The organism is Pelosinus sp. UFO1 (assembly GCF_000725345.1).
In the GTDB taxonomy this organism is placed as follows: domain Bacteria; phylum Bacillota; class Negativicutes; order DSM-13327; family DSM-13327; genus Pelosinus.
Window position 1 is genome coordinate 4,285,777 of sequence record NZ_CP008852.1, and the last position, 21,814, is coordinate 4,307,590.

Below are 21,814 nucleotides of genomic sequence, written 5' to 3' on the forward strand. Positions count from 1 at the left end.
TCGCAGCTACATTACGATGGTTTTTTGCTTTTCATTGCATTGTTAGGCTACCTTAAGGTTTCACGGACTTATATCATAATAGCAGTTACGTTTTTAGCGGCGTATTGGGGCTTTTCCTCTTCGGTGACTTCTTTTATCGACAAGTAAATCAGTGAAAGCATATGTTCAATTTCTCCTACCGTACTGGCAAGGGGTGGCATAAAAACAACTACGCTGCCAATGGGACGAATGATTAAACCATGGTTCCTGGCCTGTTTGCAGACTTTAGCCCCCACTGCTAACTCCCATGGAAAGGGGGTCTTATCTCTAGGGTTCTCAACTAATTCAATGCCAATCATCAAGCCCCACTGGCGGATATCTCCTACGTGCTTTAAAGCGGTAAGTTTGACAAGCTGCTCACGGGCCGCTGCTATTTTTTCAGGAAGACCTGCTAACACCTTTTCTTCGCGGAATATCTTTAAATTTGCCAAACCAGCGGCACAACATAAAGGATTGCCAGTATAAGAATGCCCATGAAAAAAAGTTCGTTGCTGGGCATCTCCTAAAAAGGCGTTATATATTTCATCAGTCATAAAAGTAGCGGCTAAAGGTAAGTAACCTCCTGTGATCCCTTTTGCCACCATCATCATATCAGGCGATATCTCCTCATGATCACAGGCAAACATTTTACCAGTACGGCCAAAACCTGTAGCTACTTCATCAACCAAGAGCAGCACATTATATTTTTGGGTTACTTCTCGTAATCTTTTTAAATATCCTGGTGGCTGCGCCAACATACCTGCTGCTGCCTGAACTAGTGGTTCAATAATCATCGCGGCAATCTCTTCATGCCTTTGCGCCAAAATTTTCTCCACCTCATCAATACAGGCCATACCACAATTTTGAGGATCAGAAACCAGCCTGCAGTGATAGCAACATGGCGAGGGTGCCTGTATGGATTCAAATAGCAGGGAAGAAAAAATACGATGAAACAAATCAATTCCACCAACACTCACCGTACCTATGGTATCGCCATGATAAGCGTTTGCTAACGTAACAAACTTTTGTTTTTTCTTTTTACCTTGCAGCTGCCAATACTGGTAAGCCATCTTAATGGCAATTTCTACAGCTGTTGAGCCATCATCCGAGTAAAATAACTTTGTTAACCCTTTAGGCACAACTGCCATTAATTCTTCCGCCAACTGAGCCGCTGGTACATTAATCAAACCTAACATCGTAGTATGAGCGACCTTACCTAATTGATCAGTGATCGCCTGATCTATCGTTGGATGACGGTGTCCATGAAGATTGACCCACAAGGAAGAAACCCCATCATAATAAGCATTACCTTGATCATCGATCAGTTTTATCCCCTCTGCAGCCTCAATCACCATTTGGGGCTGATCCAGCCAATCTTGCATCTGTGTAAAGGGATGCCAAATATATTCCTTATCTTTACTTTCTATTTCATTCAAAACCTTGTCCCCCTTTTGATGATAGGAATAAGCTCATCTATCTGTAAATATTCCTCTGCAATCTTAGCTAACTCGATTGGCGGTATATCGCCTTCTTTTATGGCAGACACATGAGGAAATTTCCCGACTATTGGTACGTGGGTTAAACGCCTAATATATTCTTCATTGGATTTTTCCAGAATACCTACCTCAGCCTCATTCCAGGCATTTATAATAATGCCTGCTACATGTAATCCACGATTACGAGCATACTCGACGGTTAGCACTGTATGATTAATCGTTCCTAATTTAGGCCCGGTAACAACAATAACTGGCAAATCAAGCTGCACCATAAGATCAACCAATAGATATTCTTGCCATAAAGGAGCTGTAATTCCACCTACACCCTCTACGACTACTGGTTCATAGCTTTCCGTTAACTTGTGATAGGCCCTAAGAATGAGAGATATATCTATTTCTACCCCACTCATTACTGCAGCCACAGCTGGCGTCAGGGCAGGAGCCAAACATAAAGGGTTCACTGCATCGCGCTTTTCTTCTCCAATACCAGCTGCCTTCATCAAAAAGGTAGCATCTTCTGCCACTAACTTACCAGCCTGATTAACCACTCCACCTGATGCTAGGGGTTTCATCACCCCTACCTGTAACCCCCGAACTTTGAGTGCTGCGGCAATTCCTCCAGTAATCACAGTCTTACCAATATCTGTATCCGTCCCTGTAATAAATAATCCAGACATCCAATCACCTCTTATATTAAATTTAGCTTTCTACTGACTGCAATGATACTATCAGCGGCTTTAGCTAGCTCTTCCTTTTCATGAGCAGCAGATACTGTTATACGCAAACGACTGGCACCCGGCGAAACAGTAGGAGGTCTGATTGCAGAAACAAGTAAACCATGCTCTTTTAATTCTTGATTCATTGCTACTGCCAATGCTGCCTCCCCTACCAGAATTGGTATTATCGGGGTTAGGCCACCATCAACCTTTAGACCTGCAGCCACTAAAGCTTTTCTCATTCCAGCCGCATTTTCCAGCAATTTATCCACTAATTGGGGAGTTGCTTTTAATACCTTTAACGCGCTAGCTGCCGCTGCCACAGTCGCCGGAGACAAGGCAGTAGAAAAGATGAAACTGCGTGCTTTATTGACTAAATATTGAATAAGCATCTGGCTGCCAGCCACATAACCACCCTCAGAGGCCAAAGACTTACTAAGAGTCCCCACTTGAACATCCACCCTGCCTTTAAGGCCAAAATAGTCCACTGTACCACGCCCACCTCGACCTAGTACCCCAACGGCATGGGCATCATCTACCATAACTATAGCTTGATACTCTTCTGCTAATGGAACGATTTTATCTAGAGGAGCAATATCTCCATCCATACTAAAAACTCCGTCAGTGACAATCAGCCTTTTCCCAGGGCAGATGGAATTCCTTAACTTTTCAGCTAAATCTTTCATATCTGCATGACGATAGACGACAGTCTGCCCCTTTGACAGGCGGCAGCCATCAATAATGCTGGCATGATTTAGTTCATCACTAAAAATTAAATCCCCCTTGCCAACTAAGGCGCTGATCGTTCCCACATTTGCCATATATCCTGTATTAAAAACTAACGCCGCCTCAGTACCTTTAAATTGGGCTAACTCTCGTTCCAAGCTTTTATGCAAAGGATGACTGCCAGTAGTCAGTCTAGCTCCTCCTGAACCAGTACCATGCTGCAAGACTGCATCCAAAGCAGCCTTCTGTACCTTAGGGTTATGGGTTAAACCTAAATAATTATTGGACGACAAGGATAAATAATTTTTCCCCTCTACCTGTATATGTACAGCGTCCAAATGCTTTATGCTTACCGGTTCCCGGTACAAAGCTTGTGCTCTTACTTCTTTAAGGTACTCTTCATAAAACTCCATTTTGGCTCCCTCCCTCAAATTTTCACAAGCACAGGCTGGTGCTGCAAATATTCTTCTAGTGCTAATAAATCTGTATTGGGATTGATAAAAAAAATCCTTCCGCCAATCCCATTACCAAGGGGCTTACAGTGGGGAATCCGTAGGTACCCTTGAGGGCAAGCCACATAGCCAGTAGTATATTCAGGATCATCCGACCAACAAAGTTCTGCCACAATGCCAGGGCCTGCTGCTACCTTGCTGGCTAACACCAATGCCTCACGCACATGCATATTATCAATCCCTTGTTCTACCAATTTTCCCATAAATACCTCTTCATTCTCGATATCCATGCGGGATACTCGAATGCCCTTTTCCCCTGTATTATCTAGCCTTCTGCCAGTTACAGCACATAGTAACATAGCGCCTCGCATACTGTCCGGAAGAGATTGCAACAAATGTATTCCCTCCTTAGCCCCAGTAAGAGATACTCCTGCTGCCACTAGAGCTTTTTCTGCTACACAAAGGCCTTCTGCTACCCCATAGGCCTTTGCCGTGGAAATGGTCAATAAAGGTACTTGTTTTATTGCAGAGTTCTCTATCTTTTCTACAATAATATTCACAAAATCAGCTTCTCCCCTAGTATGAGAAAAAGCCCTTTCTAACATAGCACTTGTTGTTTCTTCTACTCTTTCCTCTGGAACAACCCGCTCTGCTCCAGAAATATGACGGCCACCTTCTTCATGCCGCCCTCCCTGAGCTGCCCGCATTCTAACGCTGTACACTTTGCATCACCCTTTCCGTTTGTACCTTTACCCGTTTTAGCAATAAAGCGAGGGGCCAAGCTGCCAGAGCGGTATAGACCATACCAGGCAGGGCTGCTAATAAAAGAGGCACTGCCGCCTTGCCGATTATATTACCAAGGGCTATCCTGGCTGCACTAGATCCAATCGGCCCCGCTATCACCAATACTGGCCATGTTGCACCAAAAACACCTACACAGATCCCTACTACTACACGAAATATCATCGCGACCCCGACATTTAGTAAAGTTTGCGTTCCTAGTATTAATCCAATGAGACTAGACAATATCCCAGCCATTATATAGGTAGAAAAACCAAACACCCCACAGACAGCTACCGCTAAAGGAGCGGATAGCTGAAATTCCGTCCCTGGGATCAAACCAGGAAGCTTAATCGCACCAGAAATAGTAAGTAAAGCAGTCAATAAAGCTGTTTCCGTCAGTCTTCTCGTCTTGGGCATTGCAACATTTCTCATAAATACCCCCTTTCGGTTAACCATCATATTTTCCTCGGTTAACGTTAATAACAAAAAAATAAGCGTTCATTCCGATTATTTCTTATCAATTCATATAAAGCCTATGACTAACCTATCTAATTCAAAGTAAATAGGCTAAATGACAATCGTCAGGAATGGGATATAGGGATGAGAGGCGTTACGTAGGAAGCAAACGAAGCCCTATATCCAGTTGCTGGCAGACCAGCAATATAGATACAACCTTCTTTAAGGCACTCTATAGTAAAGAATTGCTTCCTCATCGTTAACGAAAATTTATTATATGGTTAACATTATTAATCATACACTCCTTGTTGTAAAATGTAAATTATTTTATAAGAAAAATGCTACGCGTCCTTTTTGAACCACAAAGATACAAAGGTCACAAAGGGGTTAAGGGGTTCTATCCATTTCATTCCCCTCTTCTTTGTGTGCCGCGATAGCGGCATTGCGTCTTTGTGGTTCAATCTTTTTAACTAGAAACTTATAAATTATGATACCATAATAAAAAACCGGAGCTATCTTTTTTAAGATAACTCCGGTTTCTATACTATTTTACCATTTTCCTCGTAAATACTGTACTGGCCACTCTACTTCCTGCTGTAGAACATGCGCAGCCTGCAAGGGCCAATATGGATTGCGTAACAATTCTCTACCCGTGTACACCAGGTCAATACCAGCCTTAACTAATTGCATGGCCTGGGCAGGTTCCGTTATGAGCCCGCCTGCTAATACGGGCAATTGGGTTTTTTCCTTAATCGTTAAAGCCATAGCTACCTGATATCCTGGATATGCCCTTGGCATAACCGGAATTACAGCTCCGGAGCTTACATTGATTATATCAATACCATACTGTTTTACTAAATTCAGCATCTCGGCTACAATCTCCGGTGTATTGCCATCTTCATGATAGTCATCTGCCGATACACGGACGATAACTGGCATTTCTTTAGGAATGACCTGCTTCACCGCAATCAAAACTTCTTGTAAAAAACGTACCCTATTAACAAGATTGCCACCATACTCATCCTCACGAAGATTCGTTAATGGTGATAAAAATTCATTAATTAAATAGCCATGAGCAGCGTGAAGCTCTATCGTGTCAAAGCCCGCTGCTACCGCACGTTTTGCTCCTTGGACGAATTTTTGTATGATTTCTTGAATTTCTCCTGCTGTTAAAGCTGTAGGTAAACGATATTCCTCATTAAACGCAATGGCGGAAGGTGCTACAGGATTACTTCCAACCGCTTCACTCTTTCTCCCCGCATGAGCTAACTGAATGCCAATTTTACCTCCTTGGGCATGGATATGGTCAACAATACTTTTCAAACCAGCAATATGTTTATCATCCCAAATGCCCAAATCTTTGTTGGAGATACGCCCTCGAGGTTCTACCCCTGTGGCCTCCACAATAATTAGACCAACCTGCCCTACCGCCCGTGTTGTATAATGGGTTACATGCCAGTCTGTAACCATACCGTCATCTGCTGCACTATACATGCACATAGGTGGCATAACAACTCGATTTTTTAAGGTTAACTGTTTAAACGAGATCGGTGTAAATAACATTCAGATCATCCTTTCTTTTCATTACTAGATAAATTGAATCCAAATTAGCTTTACAATTCTAACACCTTCAAGGATATTCAAGTTTCTACCAATTTATGATATCATTCTAATAGATATAGGAAGACAATACAAGTACATACTTTTTCGTAGTATAGTAACAAAAAACATACTATTGATAACCATAAGATTTTTGAACCGCAGAGGCGCAGAGAACGCAGAGGTATGTTTATCAGGGGTATTAATAGTACCTCTCAGCGTCCTCTGCGCCTCTGCGGTTCATTGCTTTTATCTAATTCTATTATAAGAAAAACGCTACGCGTCCTTTTTGAACCACAAAGACACAAAGGTCACAAAGGGATTCTATCCATTTCATTCCCATCTTTTTTGTGTGCCGCGATAGCGGCATTGTGTCTTTGTGGTTGAATCTTTTTAACTAGAAACTTATAAATTCTGATACCATAAAGAAAAACTTCGCTCTTATTTTCTAAGAACGAAGTCCCTGCTATCTCAATACATATTTTTCAATTGCTTCTGCCACACCATGTTCGTTATTGTGAGTTGTTACAGCTTGGGCAACGGCTTTTACGCGGTCGGATGCATTTCCCATAGCTACACCAAATCCAGCATATTCAATCATAGGATAGTCATTATTAGAATCACCAATCGCCATGACTTCTTCTTGTTTAATACCTAGCGTCTTTGCAAGAAGTTCTAAGGCGTGTCCCTTATTAACACTAGGATGGGTCAGTTCCAGATAGTTTGACTTAGAAGTAGCCGTAAATACCTCTCCTGCAAATTCTCGATTAATAACCTTTTGAATTTCTTGAATTTCATGAGGTTCCGCCATGGCAAGCATCTTTGTTGGCTCATGCTGCATGGTATAAAATTTCTCACCAAGAGGAATTGCCTGAATACCAGATAATCTTTCATAAGACTTTGCCTTCTCACAACGCTCCACCACAAATAATTCATCATTCATATAGGATTGTAGATACCAGCCCCGTTCACGGAATAAGGCTACCACTTTATTAGCCACACTGGATGCAATCGTCTTATGAAATACCATCTCTTTCGTAAAGGCTGAGCGAACCATACCACCATTATAAGTAATAATTGGTGTTTTCATATTCAATTTCTTGGCAAATGGCACCGCCGAACTAAACATTCTACCTGTAGCGATGGTTACCAAAACCCCTTGCTCTTGAGCTTTGGTAATGGCTTCACAGGTCCGTGGCGATACTTGTAATGTTTTATCTAATAGCGTATCATCCATATCTACTGCTACTAATCGGATTGTCATTAAAAAACCTCCACTGCTCTCCTTATCGATCCTTTATCACTCTTGACAAAGTACAACTGCAAACCGTCATCAAGCATACGCTGGTTACAGGGGCAATCATACTATAAATTTGAAATCCCGGCAAAGCTTTAATCACCATAAATGGCGTCAATATATTCATAAAAAAGGTCAATCCACCTAGGGTAACCCAGTTTAAAGGCTTATCCTTCAAGGCTAATAATGGCCTTACGGCTCCATTTGCTATGCCAATAATTGCGGCTCCAAGTAAAGCACCACCTAACGTATCAACAAAAACTCCTGGTAGTTCTACAATAAGTAAAAACAATAAGACGCCATTAAGAATCATACGCAGCAGAAAACCGCACACGTTTTGGCCCTCCTTCAAATCCTAACTAAAAGTAATACTAATCCTTATTATATCCTGTTGGACAAATCGTTGACAATATATTTTTTGCCTTTATCCCTCACTACTTTCTAATAACAACAAGGCTTGCTTTAGTTCAATACCACCCCCAAACCCTGTCAAAGTACCTTTTGCTCCTATCACACGGTGGCAAGGTACAACGATCGGTACCCGGTTGCGGTGCAAGGCTCCCCCTACTGCTCGTGCGGCTTTGGGGCTATTAATTTCTCGCGCCAGTGTACCATAGCTTGTAGTCTGTCCATAAGAGATCGTTGCCGTAAATTTAAGTACGGTAGCCTGAAAAGAAGTATATCCACGCCAATCAATTGGCACGCCAAATGCAACAGCGAACCCACGCCAATACATATTTAATTCCTGCCTTAGTTGCTCTGACCAAAATTTCACGGATTCCGTTACTTCACCCTTTGGCTCCTCAGGCTTATTTTTTACCGGAAAATCGAGCTCCCATAACCCTAAATCTGTCCAAATAGCAGTCATATAACCCCAATCTGTTTCTAATATTGTATGCATTTGTTGCATCATCATCCACATCCTTTAATAAAAAAAATACCTAGTGCCATATTCTATAGCAACTAGGTATTTTCCTATTTTAAAAAATATATGTTTTGCTTGTAATTTATACTAGTTTCATATCTACTAATACTGCGTTCATTTTACGAACTGCATCAGCGCTCTTATTGAATTTTTCTTGTTCTACTGCATTTAATTTATAATCAACAACTTTTTCCCAACCATTTTTGCCGATTACAACAGGAACGCCTAGGCAGATGTCTTTTTGACCATATTCACCATCCAATGCCACGCAGCAAGGATATACTTTTTTCTCATCACGAACAATTGCTTCTACCAATAAGGCACCAGCAGCACCAGGAGCATACCAAGCGGAAGTTCCTAATAAACCAGTTAAGGTAGCACCACCAACCATAGTATCAGCCGCTACTTTTTCCAAAGTTGCTTCATCTAACAATTCAGAAGCAGGAATACCCATGTATGTAGCAAAGCGAGTTAATGGAATCATTGTAGTATCACCATGACCACCAATAACCACACCATGAATATCAGTAGCAGGAACAGCAAGAGCTTGGCTCAAATAACATTTGAAGCGAGAGCTATCCAAAATACCGCCCATACCAATAATACGATTTTTAGGCAGGCCACTAGCTTTTAATGCAAGATAAGTCATAGTATCCATAGGATTACTGATGATAACAAAAATAGCATCTGGGGAATATTTCAAAATGCTATCAACTACACCTTTAACAATACCTGCATTGGTACCTATCAAGTCTTCACGAGTCATACCAGGTTTACGAGGAATACCGGAAGTGATGACAACTACATCAGAACCAGCAGTTTTGCTATAATCATTTGTACTACCAGTAACCCGAGTATCAAATCCCAACAAAGTAGCAGTTTGCATCATATCTAGAGCTTTACCTTCTGATACGCCTTCTTTGATATCGAGCAATACCAATTCACTTGCTAATTCTCTTTGTGCAATTACATTTGCGCAAGTTGCGCCTACATTACCAGCACCAACGACAGTAATTTTCATCCTGACATCATCCTCCTAAAGTTTGTACAATATTGTATTCTTAGTATATGTTAACCCTATTAGTAATTATAACTCCCAGCTCATAGGTTTGTATAGATCTTAAGTGAAAAAAAATACATACTATCGAAAAAATAATAACAATAATGTGAAAATAAAGAAAGAAATAAGTAACTAAGTAAAATATAGACCTTTTTTCGAACCACAGAGGACGCAGAGGTGTATATCTACTACGTTAACCACACTCTCTTGCTCTGTGTTCTCTGCGCCTCTGTGGTTAATATCTTTATCAAAAAAACTCCTTCTACAATAGTAGAAGGAGTTCATCGTTAATATGTATTAACGACCGCTATTTTTGCTGAAGCAATCGCGGCAATATACAGGACGATCGCTGCTTGGACGGAAAGGCACTTGTGTTTCTACACCGCAAGCTGCACAAGTTACATCATGCATTTCGCGTTGTGGACGAGCGCCACCACGGTTGAAGCTGCCACCGCCATTATTTCTTTGTTTGCGAGCTGCACGGCATTGTGGGCAACGGCCAGGCTCATTAGTGAAACCTTTTTCGTTGTAAAATTCTTGTTCTGAAGCTGAGAACACGAATTCTGCGTTACATTCGCGGCATGTTAAATTTTTGTCTTGAACCATTGTGATAGTCCCCCTCAAATTTTATGGCCCAAAATGGTTTAGGGTTCACTACTGTCCTTACCAAAAACCTACTTGAGAAGGATATATAATGGAATCTCACTAGACCTATTTAGATGGGCTCAATCATTAGTATACATTTTTTTACTGTGAAAGTAAAGGATTATTGCAATTTTTTGAATTCCAATATTTATTAAAAATCCCCTTTAAAAAATGTATGAACAACTTCATTCATGCACATACTATTTATGATTACATCAGCTTAACATTTTGTAGTAGGGAGGTTATACGATATGACAATTCTTGAAAAAGTAAGCTCAGAAACTCGTGGCATATTCAACATGTTTTTTGACAAAGAGCCCCTTAACTATTTAGAGGCAGCTAGTTTATATGGAGTCATTGCCCAAGGTCGTTATAACATTGCTGCGCTAGAAATCCTTTACAACCATGCCGAGGATACAGAATTAAAAAGCCTAATCAAAGAAGCACTTGAAAGACACAACAAAACCCTGATTGAGCATTCTGAAGAAATGTTACAAAATAGTGGTGGCAACATTCCTGCCTTAAGCTTTAACCGTCGTACACTGCACAAAACATCTTTAAACATTCCTCCAGATGCCCATCTAACTGATGGTGAAGTTGCCATTGCAGTTGGCACCATGGGAAAGGCAGCACAAATGGCATTGCTAGCAGCATTGCATCAATCCTACCAAGTAGACGTAGCTTTAATGTATCGAGAAATGCTAGATGCCGGCTTAGACTGGGATTATCGTTTACTGCAACTTATGTTAGACCGCGGTTGGCTCCCACGCCTTGCAAAAATTCAGCATTAAGAAAAGACTTGGCTTAGGCCAAGTCCTCAGACGCAGGCAGAAGCCTTAGTCGCTCTTACTTGGAATCAAGGAAGTGTTATACTTTCTGATTCCGTAAAAATAAAAACCTTCCAGTGTACTGGAAGGTTTTTTTATTATGCTTGTTTTTCGAATTGGTCTTTGCCAACTCCACATAATGGACAGACCCAATCTTCAGGAATATCTTCAAATTTAGTACCAGGAGCAATACCGCTATCTGGATCTCCCTCTTCTGGATTATAAACATAACCACATACTACACATACCCATTTTTCCATTTCTAAAAATCCCTCCATTATTTTCTACTAATTTTGCCTCTTACCATTTTACCATATTTATATAAATTAGCAAATGATATCCACTATCAACTAAAAACTTTACCATTTTCGACTGGAACCGCCACCGCCGCCTGAGCCGCCGCCAAATCCGCCACCACCACCATTGCCACCACCACGTCGAAGCACGATGGATAACAGTAAGTAAGTTATTGTTCCACCAAAAAATATCCAATCTATCATAAATAAAAGGAGAACACCAGCAGCAATCACGACTTTCAGCCACCAGGGAAGGGTATCCCAACCTGAACCTTGATTAGCAGCTTGCGTGCGTTGCACTGGTTTTGCCTCAGTCTTTAGCTCTAGTTTGTATTCTTTAGCTACTTCCGTCGCAACAGTAAGGTAACCATTTAAAATTCCTTTATCATAATCCCCATTTTGAAAGTACGGAATCATATAATCATCTTGAATACGCCCCGTCTTCGCATCAGGCAGTGCACCTTCTAGACCATAACCTACCTCAATACGAGATCGTTTGTCATCCACAACGACTAAGATAAGTACTCCATTATTTAATGTTTTGTCACCAATCCCCCATTGCCTGAGAAGCTCTAAGGAATAATCCTCCAAAGCTGCACCGTCTAGGGTTTTGGTCGTGACTACAACAATCTGGGCTTTTGTTTTAGCCGCTAGTTGACTTCCTAAGTTATTGATACGAGCTTTCGTATCAGCACTTACTACACCAGCGTAATCCTGAATATAAATACTAGATGTTGGCACTGGTGGTATTTGCGGCTGGGCCCAGGCCACTGCAGCCATCAGTAGATATGCCACACATATAATCCAGGCTAGCCTCTTTTTCATAGTCTTCCCTCGCTTATGAAATAACATTACAGCATTTTATGAAACCTTAAAACCCTTTGAACCACAAAGACACAATGCCGCTTTCGCGTCACACAAAGAAGACGTTCCATAGTTTCCTTTGTGTCTTTGTGGTTAATCATGTTCCCTCTTAGAACTTAACTTGTGGTACTTGCTGAGCTCCTTCAGCCGCTTTGAAATATTCTTTTGGGCCAAAGCCTAGCATACCTGCATAAATACTAGAAGGGAAGGTCCGAATTTTGGTATTATACATCTGAACTGAATCGTTATAGTCTTTACGGGCTACTGCTATACGATTCTCCGTTCCAGCCAGTTCATCTGAAAGTTGTCTAAAGTTCTGATCTGCCTTTAAGTTAGGATAGTTTTCCGCAATGACCAGTAATCTAGATAACGCGCCACCTAATTCATTATTAGCTTCTGCTTTGGCGGCAGGTCCTTGCCCCCCTGCCAGCTTAGCCCTTGCATCCGCAACTGCTTGAATCGCAGCTTGTTCATGCTTGGCATAACCAGATACGGTGGCTGTTAAATTTGGTATTAAATCAGCACGACGCTGCAATTGATTTTCTACCTGACTCCATTTACCATTCACAGCTTCATTCATACCTACAAGACTGTTATAACCTGAAAATGCTCCTACCACTAGTACAGCAACTAGGGCAAGTACAATCCATACTGTTTTATTCATATTACTTAATCCTCCTTAGAATCGATACTACTTATTATTTTATCCAAATTTAGCGAAAATAGAAAGCAATTATTTTTCCAGTTATCACCGTTGCTGCCTAAAAAAATCATATACGGCTTGCGCCGCGGGGAAAGTCATCGATGGCGCGGCAGCTAATTCTTCTACTGTAGCCCCCTTTATTTTAGGCAGGCTGCCAAAATGATCCCATAGAGCTTTACGACGTTTGGCGCCAATTCCTGGTACATGATCAAGAACTGACACCATATTCCGCTTGGAACGCAATGTACGATGATAAGTTACAGCAAATCGATGGGCCTCATCCCGTATGCGCTGCATCAGATAGAGCGCCTGGGAGTGACGGGGTAAAATCAAAGGCTCACTCTGACCTTCACAAAAAATATATTCAAATTCTTTCGCTAGACCAATTACAGGAACTTCTAGCAAACCAGCTCCGCGAATAATGGTAAGAGCCGCACTCAACTGTCCTTTGCCGCCATCAATAATGATTAAATCAGGTATTGGTTGATTTGTTCCGCCATAACGCCTACTAACTACCTCCTGCATGGATTTAAAATCATCTGGCTTACCTTCTACCGTGCGTAGTTTATAACGACGATAAGCTTCTTTCTTAGGCATGCCATTTTCAAAAACCACCATAGAGGCAACCGTTTCTGACCCTTGAATATGAGAAATATCAAAACATTCCATACGTATAGGAGGAGCCTGTAGTCCTAAATATCGTCCAAGATCCACCATAGCTCCTTCTGTTTGTTCTGAATGGGCTTTGATTTTTCCTTCTTGTTCACTAAGGACAATCGCTGCATTTCCATCAGCCATAGTGACAATATCTTTTTTCGTGCCTCTTTTTGGGGTTTCTACAGCTACACGACTGCCTTTTAATTGGCTTAACCAATCCGATAGCAACGCCTGCTCGGGAACATCCATAGGCAGCAATAATTCCTTGGGGATAAAGGTAGACTGGCTATAATATTGCTTTATAAAAGCAGCTAATACTACATCATCCTCTTCTTGCTCACTACCTGCTAGCAAGAAATGATCCCGCCCCACCATTTTTCCACTGCGGATAAAATAAACTTGCACACAAGTTCCTAAGGCTGAACAAGCCAAACCAATAGCATCTTGATCCCCCGCTCCAGTAACAATGTTTTGTTTTTCTCTGACTTTTTCTACAGCTGCGAGTTGATCCCTGAGTTTTGCAGCTTGTTCAAATTGCAGTTCTTCTGCTGCTAATTCCATCCGTTTTTTTAGACTCTGCACTACAGCATCACTACGACCTTCGAGCAGTAAGCAAACTTCTTTGATCATGCCGTTATAAGTTTCGCTATCTACAAACCCAGCGCAAGGAGCGAGACATCGTTTTATATGATATTCCAAACAAGGGCGTCTGGCATCTAAATTACGACAACTACGCAGAGGAAATAACTTTCTCATTAGTTTAATGCTTTCATGGACAGCCCCTGCACTAGTAAAAGGACCAAAATAACGAGCACCATCTTTTTGTACCCTACGGGTAGCATACAAACGAGGAAACTCTTCATTTGTCGTTACCTTAATATAGGGATAGGTTTTGTCATCTCGCAAACTAATATTGTATTTCGGCCGATGTTTTTTTATTAAATTACATTCAAGAATTAAGGCTTCAATTTCCGAGGCTGTAACAATATATTCTAAATCGACAATCCGTGAAACCATGGCCTGCACTTTTGGAGAGTGATTACGACTGGATTGAAAATAGGAACGAACACGATTTTTTAGTACTACCGCTTTGCCAACATAAATAATGTGATCTTGGGCATCCTTCATTAAATAAACACCTGGTTTATCTGGCAAGTGGTTTACTTTTTCTAATAATTCATCATTCATTTTTTACAAAACTCCTTTTGAGAAAAAAATCACATTGCCAAAAACATAAAACTATGAGATAATTGTAACATACTTTTAGCACCTGCTCACAATAAAAATCTAAACTGACCCACTTCCAATATATTCCTGAACTTTAATGAGACGTTCAATGTATACATGCATGAAACTCATTGTAGACTTAATTCTTATATACTATAATTAATTTCATTGGTGTTAAGAGCACATTAAACTTTGCGATTTTAAATGGGAGGTCAATGCTGATGTTCAAGAGACTACTTATCGCCAATCGTGGTGAAATTGCAGTTAGAATTATTCGAGCCTGCCAGGAACTAGATATTGAAACGGTCGCCGTATATTCAGATGTTGATGCCGATGCTCTCCATGTACAATTGGCTGACCACGCATACAATATCGGGCCTGCAGATGCAATGAAAAGCTATCTAAACATGGATGCGATTATTATGGCTGCCAAAGCATCAAAAGCAGAAGCCATTCACCCGGGATATGGATTTTTATCGGAAAATGCTGATTTTGCTGAAAAGGTTACCAATGCTGGTTTGGTGTTTGTCGGCCCTAGTGCTGAAATCATCCGCCAAGTAGGAAACAAAGATGCAGCCCGAGAAGCCATGAAGGCTGCTGGTCTGCCAATGACAATAGGCAGTGAACCGATTACTAGCAATGAACATGCTTATAAACTTGCCAAGGAAATAGGCTATCCTGTTATTTTGAAACCTGTGTCAGGTGGCGGCGGTAAATCTATGTTTGTCGCCAATAACCAGGATGAGTTAGTTAGTGCTTTAAATAAAGTAGATGTGACATATAGTTCTTTTTATTTGGAAACCTATATCTCCGAAGCACGACATATTGAAGTGCAAATTATGGCAGATACCTATGGAAACATTCTTCATGTTGGTGAGCGGGAATGTTCCCTGCAGCGCCGCAACCAAAAGGTGCTTGAAGAATCTCCTTCTAGTGCTTTAACCCCAGAAATGCGTACAAAAGTGGGAGCCATGGCGATTCGTGCCGCAAAAAGCATTTTTTACACCAATTTAGGTACTGTTGAATTTTTATTGGATGTAAAAACAGGTAAGTTCTACTTTATGGAAATTAACCCTCGGATTCAAGTAGAACATGCCGTTACGGAAATGGTCACCGGTATTGATTTAGTACGTCGACAAATTCGTATCGCTGCTGGTGAACCTCTTAACAAAAAGCAAGAGGATATTATTTTTAGCGGTCACGCTATCGAATGTCGTATTAATGCAGAAGATCCCGATATGTGTTTTGCCCCTTCCCCTGGTTATATTGATTTTTACCACGAAGCAGGCGGTCCAAGAGTTCGTGTAGATAGTGGCGTATGCGCTAGTATGACGGTACAACCTCATTATGATTCTATGATTGCCAAAGTCATTGCCCATGGTCGTACCAGAGGGGATGCCATTAAAATTATGCGCAGAGCCTTAGCTGAATTCCGTATTTCTGGCATAAAAACGAATATTAGCTTTCAGCAAGAGGTCTTGAATAACCCTCATTTCTGTAGTGGTAATATCGATACTCAATTTATTTATAAACGCATGACTCCTCGTAAAGAAGAAGAATGTGAAATAGAAAACGAAAATAGAAAATTTTATTCCCAAGAGTAGGCGCTACGCCTACTCTTTTTTTATTCTTTTGTTGTGGAAAACAACTGGGGGAACGGTTTAACCGCAGAGAACACAGAGAGCGCAGAAAGAAACTAACCTAAATGAGGGTTTGCCTATCTTCTCTGTGATCTCTGCGCCTCTGCGGTTAAATTATATTATTCTCGAATTCCTCTTTCTAATACAGGAGCCAAATATTGTCCGGTATAGGACTCCGCAGTTTTTGCGATTTCTTCAGGAGTACCTTTAGCAATAATCGTACCACCTCGACTGCCACCTTCTGGTCCTAGATCTATGACATAATCCGCAGTTTTTATTACATCAAGATTATGTTCAATCACTACAACTGTATCCCCACCATCTGCTAAACGCTGAAGTACAGTAAGTAAACGATGAATATCGGCTGTATGAAGACCAGTGGTTGGCTCATCTAAAATATATAACGTCTTACCTGTACTGCGCCTTGCTAGTTCCGTGCCCAATTTTATCCGCTGGGCCTCTCCTCCGGATAAGGTGGTGGCAGGCTGGCCCAGCTTAATATAGCCAAGACCAACATCCTGTAAAATTTGTAACTTCCGTTGAATCTTGGGGATGTTTTGAAAAAACTCTACCCCCTCATCAACTACCATATCCAGCACTTGAGAGATACTTTTTCCTTTATACCGTACTTCTAACGTTTCTCTGTTATAACGATCGCCCTTACATACTTCACAAGGAACATAGACATCAGGCAAAAAATGCATTTCAATTTTGATAATACCATCGCCACGGCAAGCTTCACACCGTCCGCCCTTAACATTAAAACTAAAACGCCCAGGCTTATAGCCCCGCATTTTTGCTTCTTGGGTTTGGCTAAAAACTTCCCGAATGACATCAAACAATCCTGTATAGGTAGCAGGATTAGAGCGTGGCGTACGACCAATTGGTGACTGATCAATATCAATTATTTTATCAATATTCTCCACGCCACGAATGTCATCATGAGCTCCCGAGCGATGCTTTGAACCACGATATACCCTAGATGCCAAGCCTTTGTATAAAATTTCGTTGACTAAGGTACTCTTACCAGAGCCTGATACCCCTGTCACAGCGGTAAATACGCCTAAAGGAAACTTCACTGTAACTTTCTTTAAATTATTTTCTTTGGCACCTACAACCTCTAGCCACTTGCCGTTGGGTTTACGCCTTACTTTTGGTATGGGAATGTATTTACTTCCATTTAAATATTGTCCTGTAATCGATTCTGGGCAAGCCTTAATCTCGTCGACTGTACCTTGAACTACTACTTGTCCACCATGTGCACCTGCTGCTGGACCAATATCAATAATATGATCTGCTGCATACATCGTGTCTTCATCATGTTCAACGACCAACAAGCTGTTACCCACATCTCGTAAATGTCGCAACGTGGCCAATAAACGATTGTTATCCCGTTGATGCAGCCCAATGCTGGGCTCATCTAGGATATACAATACCCCAACTAAACCAGAACCAATTTGGGTAGCCAAACGAATTCGCTGTGCTTCACCACCAGATAAAGTGCCCGCTGCCCGATCTAACGTCAAATAGTCTAACCCAACATTTAGTAAGAAACCAAGTCGAGCATTAATTTCTTTGAGAATCTGTTGGGCAATGGTCTTTTCCCGTTGTGTCAGATCTAAATTACGGAAAAACTCCTGACTTTCCCCAATCGTTGCCGTGGTTACTTCATAAATATTTTTACCACCGACCTTAACGGATAAGGATTCCGGTTTTAACCTAGCTCCCTTACACTTAGGACAAGGCTTGGTGCTCATATATTCTTCAATGTCTTCCCGAGACCAATCAGAAACAGTTTCTCGATATCTACGGTTCAATAAAGGAATTACTCCTTCAAAAACAGCATAATAGGTTTTGCTTTCTCCATACATGTTGTCATATTCAAAATGGAATTTTTCCAATCCTGAACCTGTCATAATAATTTCTTGTACCTCAGGAGATAAGCTTTCCCAAGTATTCGTTAAAGAATAATTGTATTTTTCCAAAACAGCTTCCAATTGACACATGAAATAGGAATTGGTATTTTTGCTTAATGGCGCGATGGCTCCATCAATGAGTGTTTTTCCAGGATCTGGAATAACAAGAGATGGATCAACCTCCATATTGTTCCCCAGACCGGTACAATCAGGACAAGCACCAAACGGATTATTAAACGAAAAGATCCGTGGGGCAATTTCCGGCAGACTAATCCCACATTCAATGCAAGCAAAATTTTGACTAAATATTTTTTCTTGGTCACCAACGATATCAACATTGACGACACCTTCCCCTAAGGTAAGAGCTGTCTCCAAGGAATCGGCTAAACGCTGGGTAATTCCTTCTCGCACAGCGATACGATCCACTACCACCTCAATGGTATGCTTTTTATTTTTCTCTAATTTAATTTCCTCTGAAATATCACGAATTTCCCCATCAATTCGCACCCTAACATAGCCATTTTTACGGATATCCTCAAGCACTTTCTGGTGCTCCCCTTTTTTGCCACGTATTACACCGGCAATTAACATGAGGCGAGTTCCCTCGGGCAATGCAACCAATTGATCCACCATTTGCTGAATTGTCTGTTGACTAATGGGTTTACCACATTTAGGGCAATGAGGCCGTCCTGCTCTTGCAAATAAGAGACGCAAATAATCATAGATTTCCGTTACTGTTCCGACGGTAGAACGAGGATTACGACTAGTAGTTTTTTGGTCAATAGAAATTGCCGGTGATAAGCCTTCAATATAATCCACATCCGGCTTGTCCATTTGTCCCAAAAACTGACGAGCATAGGCAGACAGTGACTCTACATACCGTCTTTGCCCCTCAGCATAAATCGTATCAAAAGCCAGGGAAGACTTGCCAGACCCACTTAGACCAGTAATAACCACTAATTCATTACGCGGAATCTCTATATCAATATTTTTCAAATTGTGCTGTCTAGCACCTTTAATAACAATTTTTTCTTTCACTAGAATGTTCCTTTCTGTCACATAATATTTAATTGAACACAAAGACACAAAGGACACAAAGGCTTACACAAAAAGGCAACCAATACCCTTACTATTATCCTTTGTGTGCCGCAACAGCGGCATTGTGCCTTTGTGGTTCATAAAGAAGACTTGATTCAGATGGAATTTTAACTCCATCTGAATCTTAGTCGCACTTATCCAGGGACTTAGCCGCTCTTAACTCCCACTTATAGAAGATGGGAGTCTTAGAGCGGTTTAGTCATCGGATAAATCTTATTCACTATTTCTTCTTTTTACTCCTAGGTGGCGATTCCTTTGGCGCTTTACCTACGCGGCCTTTTAATTCTACAATCATATCTCGAAGCTCTGCAGCCCGTTCAAATTGGAGTTGTTTAGAGGCGAGGCGCATTTCTTTTTCTAGATTACCAATTAAGTCTAACATTTCTCCTTGGCTCATATTTCCTAGACGGTCTGTTTTATATATTTCAGGTGTTTCTGCTACCTTCGTTGTTTCAATCAATTCCTTGACTTTCTTTCGGATAGTCATAGGAGTAATACCGTGCTCCTCGTTATAAGCCTCTTGAATTGCACGACGACGATTGGTTTCTTCCATCGCTCGCGCCATAGATTTAGTAATCACGTCGGCATACATAATAACCTTTCCGTTTACGTTACGTGCTGCTCTGCCAATGGTCTGAATTAGAGACGTATCGGAACGCAAAAAGCCTTCTTTATCTGCATCTAGAATCGCCACCAAAGTGACTTCTGGCAAATCTAAGCCTTCCCGTAAAAGGTTGATGCCAATCAATACATCAAAAACACCTGCCCGCAAATCACGAATAATTTCTCCCCGCTCAATGGTAACAATATCAGAATGTAAATACCGTACACGGATTCCCATCTCTTTCAAAAACTCCGTGAGATTTTCTGCCATCTTTTTTGTCAAGGTAGTTACTAAGACCCGTTCATTGGCAGCAGCTCGTATTTTGATTTCACCTAGCAAATCGTCCATCTGCCCCTTAATGGGGCGTACTTCTACTTCAGGATCGATAAGACCCGTTGGCCGAATGACTTGCTGGGCAACTTGACTAGCCTCCCCTAATTCATAAGCACTTGGTGTCGCCGATACATAGACAATTTGGTTAATGCGCTCCGCAAACTCTAAAAAGGTAAGAGGCCGATTATCGAAAGCAGAAGGCAAGCGAAAACCATTTTCCACCAAAGAGGCTTTGCGGGCTTTATCTCCTGCATACATAGCCCGAAGCTGGGGAAGCATGACATGAGACTCGTCCACAACAATCATAAAATCCTCAGGAAAATAATCAATTAGTGTATAAGGAGAATCTCCTGGATTACGCCCCGTTAGATGGCGGGAATAATTTTCGATCCCTGAACAATACCCCATTTCTTGCATCATTTCCAAATCATATTTCGTCCGCTGCTCAAGGCGTTGGGCTTCTACCAATTTACCGTTCGCCTTAAAATAGGCCAATTGAGCTTCTAGTTCTGCCTCAATATCTCTTACTGCTCGCAGCATATTTTCCCTGGAGGTAACGTAGTGAGAGGCAGGATAGATGGCAATGTGCTTGCGTTCTGCCATAATTTCGCCAGTTAAGGTATCAATCTCTAAAATTCTTTCAATTTCATCACCAAATAATTCAACTCGTATGGCTCTCTCTCCATAGGCTGCAGGGAAGATTTCTACCACATCGCCCCGTACCCTAAACTTACCGCGAATAAAATTAATATCATTTCGTTCATACTGAATAGCGACTAACTTACGTAATATTTCATCTCGATCTTTTGTTTGTCCTTGGCGTAAAGACAGTACTAGGCCATGATATTCATCTGGCGAACCTAAACCATAGATGCAAGATACACTGGCAACTATAATCACATCACGTCGCTCAAATAAGGAACTGGTAGCCGAGTGACGCAATTTATCAATCTCATCATTAATCGAAGCATCTTTTTCAATATAGGTGTCTGTATGAGCAATATACGCTTCTGGTTGGTAATAATCATAATAACTAACAAAATACTCCACTGCATTGTTGGGAAAAAACTCTTTGAATTCACTGGCTAATTGAGCAGCCAGTGTTTTATTATGAGCAATGACTAAGGTTGGTTTTTGGACCTGTTCAATTAATTTAGCAACAGTAAAGGTCTTACCTGTGCCTGTTGCCCCAAGAAGTACCTGGGCCTTTTGACCTTCTAAAATACCCGTTTCCAGGGTGCGGATGGCAGAAGGCTGATCTCCTGTTGGCACGAAAGGAGCTTCTACTTTAAAAGGTATGCCTCCCTCATGGTAGGCCGTATTCAACTTAGGTACAGTAGCCATAATATCACCAGTCTTTACAAAATATTAATCCACATTTATATATGTTTTTATCTTATCACAGTACATACGTTCGGTCAAAGTGAAAATTAATGATAGTCATGTTTCTATTATATAATAATTCTCTTATAATAT

Annotated in this window: 19 protein-coding genes; 2 read left to right on the forward strand and 17 right to left on the reverse strand. The window is 41.2% G+C overall.

Translation table 11 applies throughout. The features are described 5' to 3' along the window. Positions 1-68: 68 nt before the first annotated feature. The 11 genes from bioA to UFO1_RS20190 form a co-directional block, all read right to left on the reverse strand. A complete protein-coding gene (gene bioA, locus UFO1_RS20140) occupies positions 69-1,454 on the reverse strand; it encodes an adenosylmethionine--8-amino-7-oxononanoate transaminase (protein WP_038673734.1) in 1,386 nt (461 codons plus the stop codon). Next, positions 1,451-2,191: a dethiobiotin synthase gene (gene bioD / locus UFO1_RS20145; RefSeq protein WP_038673736.1), complete on the reverse strand. Its 741-nt coding sequence runs from the start codon at positions 2,189-2,191 to the stop codon at positions 1,451-1,453. Before bioD ends, bioA begins: the two co-directional genes overlap by 4 nt. An 11-nt stretch (positions 2,192-2,202) precedes the next feature. After that, on the reverse strand, positions 2,203-3,369 hold the full coding sequence (gene bioF, locus UFO1_RS20150; protein ID WP_038673738.1) for an 8-amino-7-oxononanoate synthase: 1,167 nt from the start codon (positions 3,367-3,369) through the stop codon (positions 2,203-2,205). Between the two features lie 14 nt (positions 3,370-3,383). After that, positions 3,384-4,115: a 6-carboxyhexanoate--CoA ligase gene (locus UFO1_RS20155; RefSeq protein WP_038675495.1), complete on the reverse strand. Its 732-nt coding sequence runs from the start codon at positions 4,113-4,115 to the stop codon at positions 3,384-3,386. 1 nt (position 4,116) lies between these two features. Further along, a complete protein-coding gene (locus UFO1_RS20160) occupies positions 4,117-4,608 on the reverse strand; it encodes a hypothetical protein (RefSeq protein ID WP_038675497.1) in 492 nt (163 codons plus the stop codon). Positions 4,609-5,196: 588 nt separating this feature from the next. Then, the gene (gene namA, locus UFO1_RS20165; RefSeq protein ID WP_038673740.1) at positions 5,197-6,210 is read right to left on the reverse strand and encodes an NADPH dehydrogenase NamA; all 1,014 of its coding nucleotides are present in this window, start codon (positions 6,208-6,210) and stop codon (positions 5,197-5,199) included. Positions 6,211-6,712: 502 nt separating this feature from the next. Continuing rightward, positions 6,713-7,510: a Cof-type HAD-IIB family hydrolase gene (locus UFO1_RS20170; protein ID WP_038673742.1), complete on the reverse strand. Its 798-nt coding sequence runs from the start codon at positions 7,508-7,510 to the stop codon at positions 6,713-6,715. Between the two features lie 22 nt (positions 7,511-7,532). Next, positions 7,533-7,877, reverse strand: coding sequence for a phage holin family protein (locus UFO1_RS20175; RefSeq protein ID WP_038673743.1), 345 nt, complete (start codon positions 7,875-7,877; stop codon positions 7,533-7,535). A gap of 90 nt (positions 7,878-7,967) precedes the next feature. Further along, positions 7,968-8,459 (reverse strand): methylated-DNA--[protein]-cysteine S-methyltransferase, encoded by a 492-nt coding sequence (locus tag UFO1_RS20180; protein ID WP_236639260.1) that lies wholly within the window; start codon positions 8,457-8,459, stop codon positions 7,968-7,970. 91 nt (positions 8,460-8,550) lie between these two features. Then, complete coding sequence (mdh, locus tag UFO1_RS20185; protein WP_038673745.1) at positions 8,551-9,489, reverse strand: malate dehydrogenase; 939 nt, start codon at positions 9,487-9,489, stop codon at positions 8,551-8,553. Positions 9,490-9,825: 336 nt separating this feature from the next. Beyond that, complete coding sequence (locus tag UFO1_RS20190) at positions 9,826-10,134, reverse strand: zinc-ribbon domain containing protein (RefSeq protein WP_038673747.1); 309 nt, start codon at positions 10,132-10,134, stop codon at positions 9,826-9,828. A 290-nt stretch (positions 10,135-10,424) separates the two neighbouring features. Here UFO1_RS20190 and UFO1_RS20195 point away from each other — a divergent pair, with 290 nt between their 5' ends. Next, the gene (locus UFO1_RS20195; protein WP_038673749.1) at positions 10,425-10,964 is read left to right on the forward strand and encodes a DUF3231 family protein; all 540 of its coding nucleotides are present in this window, start codon (positions 10,425-10,427) and stop codon (positions 10,962-10,964) included. 134 nt (positions 10,965-11,098) lie between these two features. On the opposite strand, the gene rd is transcribed toward UFO1_RS20195, so the two are convergent. From rd to uvrC, 4 genes are all read right to left on the reverse strand, one after another. Next, positions 11,099-11,260, reverse strand: a complete 162-nt coding sequence (gene rd, locus UFO1_RS20200) for a rubredoxin (protein WP_038673751.1) — start codon at positions 11,258-11,260, stop codon at positions 11,099-11,101. 99 nt (positions 11,261-11,359) lie between these two features. Continuing rightward, positions 11,360-12,121 carry a YgcG family protein gene (locus UFO1_RS20205; RefSeq protein ID WP_038673752.1) on the reverse strand — a complete coding sequence of 254 codons (762 nt, stop codon included), beginning with the start codon at positions 12,119-12,121 and terminating at the stop codon, positions 11,360-11,362. Between the two features lie 148 nt (positions 12,122-12,269). Continuing rightward, positions 12,270-12,824, reverse strand: a complete 555-nt coding sequence (locus UFO1_RS20210; protein ID WP_038673754.1) for a LemA family protein — start codon at positions 12,822-12,824, stop codon at positions 12,270-12,272. 84 nt (positions 12,825-12,908) lie between these two features. Continuing rightward, positions 12,909-14,708: an excinuclease ABC subunit UvrC gene (uvrC, locus tag UFO1_RS20215; RefSeq protein WP_038673756.1), complete on the reverse strand. Its 1,800-nt coding sequence runs from the start codon at positions 14,706-14,708 to the stop codon at positions 12,909-12,911. A gap of 260 nt (positions 14,709-14,968) precedes the next feature. Here uvrC and UFO1_RS20220 point away from each other — a divergent pair, with 260 nt between their 5' ends. Continuing rightward, a complete protein-coding gene (locus tag UFO1_RS20220; RefSeq protein WP_038673758.1) occupies positions 14,969-16,351 on the forward strand; it encodes an acetyl/propionyl/methylcrotonyl-CoA carboxylase subunit alpha in 1,383 nt (460 codons plus the stop codon). A 155-nt stretch (positions 16,352-16,506) separates the two neighbouring features. Here the strand turns inward: UFO1_RS20220 and uvrA are convergent, their stop codons facing one another. Beyond that, positions 16,507-19,341, reverse strand: a complete 2,835-nt coding sequence (gene uvrA, locus UFO1_RS20225; protein WP_038673760.1) for an excinuclease ABC subunit UvrA — start codon at positions 19,339-19,341, stop codon at positions 16,507-16,509. Positions 19,342-19,621: 280 nt separating this feature from the next. Further along, positions 19,622-21,682: an excinuclease ABC subunit UvrB gene (uvrB, locus tag UFO1_RS20230; protein WP_038673762.1), complete on the reverse strand. Its 2,061-nt coding sequence runs from the start codon at positions 21,680-21,682 to the stop codon at positions 19,622-19,624. Positions 21,683-21,814 lie beyond the last annotated feature (132 nt).

Coding starts and splice junctions, on each gene's coding strand:
- bioD (WP_038673736.1), bottom strand. CDS start 2,191: ATGTCTGGATTATTTATTACAGGGACGGATACAGATATTGGTAAGACT.
- bioF (WP_038673738.1), bottom strand. CDS start 3,369: ATGGAGTTTTATGAAGAGTACCTTAAAGAAGTAAGAGCACAAGCTTTG.
- UFO1_RS20155 (WP_038675495.1), bottom strand. CDS start 4,115: ATGCGGGCAGCTCAGGGAGGGCGGCATGAAGAAGGTGGCCGTCATATT.
- UFO1_RS20160 (WP_038675497.1), bottom strand. CDS start 4,608: ATGCCCAAGACGAGAAGACTGACGGAAACAGCTTTATTGACTGCTTTA.
- namA (WP_038673740.1), bottom strand. CDS start 6,210: ATGTTATTTACACCGATCTCGTTTAAACAGTTAACCTTAAAAAATCGA.
- UFO1_RS20170 (WP_038673742.1), bottom strand. CDS start 7,510: ATGACAATCCGATTAGTAGCAGTAGATATGGATGATACGCTATTAGAT.
- UFO1_RS20180 (WP_236639260.1), bottom strand. CDS start 8,459: ATGATGATGCAACAAATGCATACAATATTAGAAACAGATTGGGGTTAT.
- mdh (WP_038673745.1), bottom strand. CDS start 9,489: ATGAAAATTACTGTCGTTGGTGCTGGTAATGTAGGCGCAACTTGCGCA.
- UFO1_RS20190 (WP_038673747.1), bottom strand. CDS start 10,134: ATGGTTCAAGACAAAAATTTAACATGCCGCGAATGTAACGCAGAATTC.
- UFO1_RS20195 (WP_038673749.1), top strand. CDS start 10,425: ATGACAATTCTTGAAAAAGTAAGCTCAGAAACTCGTGGCATATTCAAC.
- rd (WP_038673751.1), bottom strand. CDS start 11,260: ATGGAAAAATGGGTATGTGTAGTATGTGGTTATGTTTATAATCCAGAA.
- UFO1_RS20205 (WP_038673752.1), bottom strand. CDS start 12,121: ATGAAAAAGAGGCTAGCCTGGATTATATGTGTGGCATATCTACTGATG.
- UFO1_RS20210 (WP_038673754.1), bottom strand. CDS start 12,824: ATGAATAAAACAGTATGGATTGTACTTGCCCTAGTTGCTGTACTAGTG.
- uvrC (WP_038673756.1), bottom strand. CDS start 14,708: ATGAATGATGAATTATTAGAAAAAGTAAACCACTTGCCAGATAAACCA.
- UFO1_RS20220 (WP_038673758.1), top strand. CDS start 14,969: ATGTTCAAGAGACTACTTATCGCCAATCGTGGTGAAATTGCAGTTAGA.
- uvrB (WP_038673762.1), bottom strand. CDS start 21,682: ATGGCTACTGTACCTAAGTTGAATACGGCCTACCATGAGGGAGGCATA.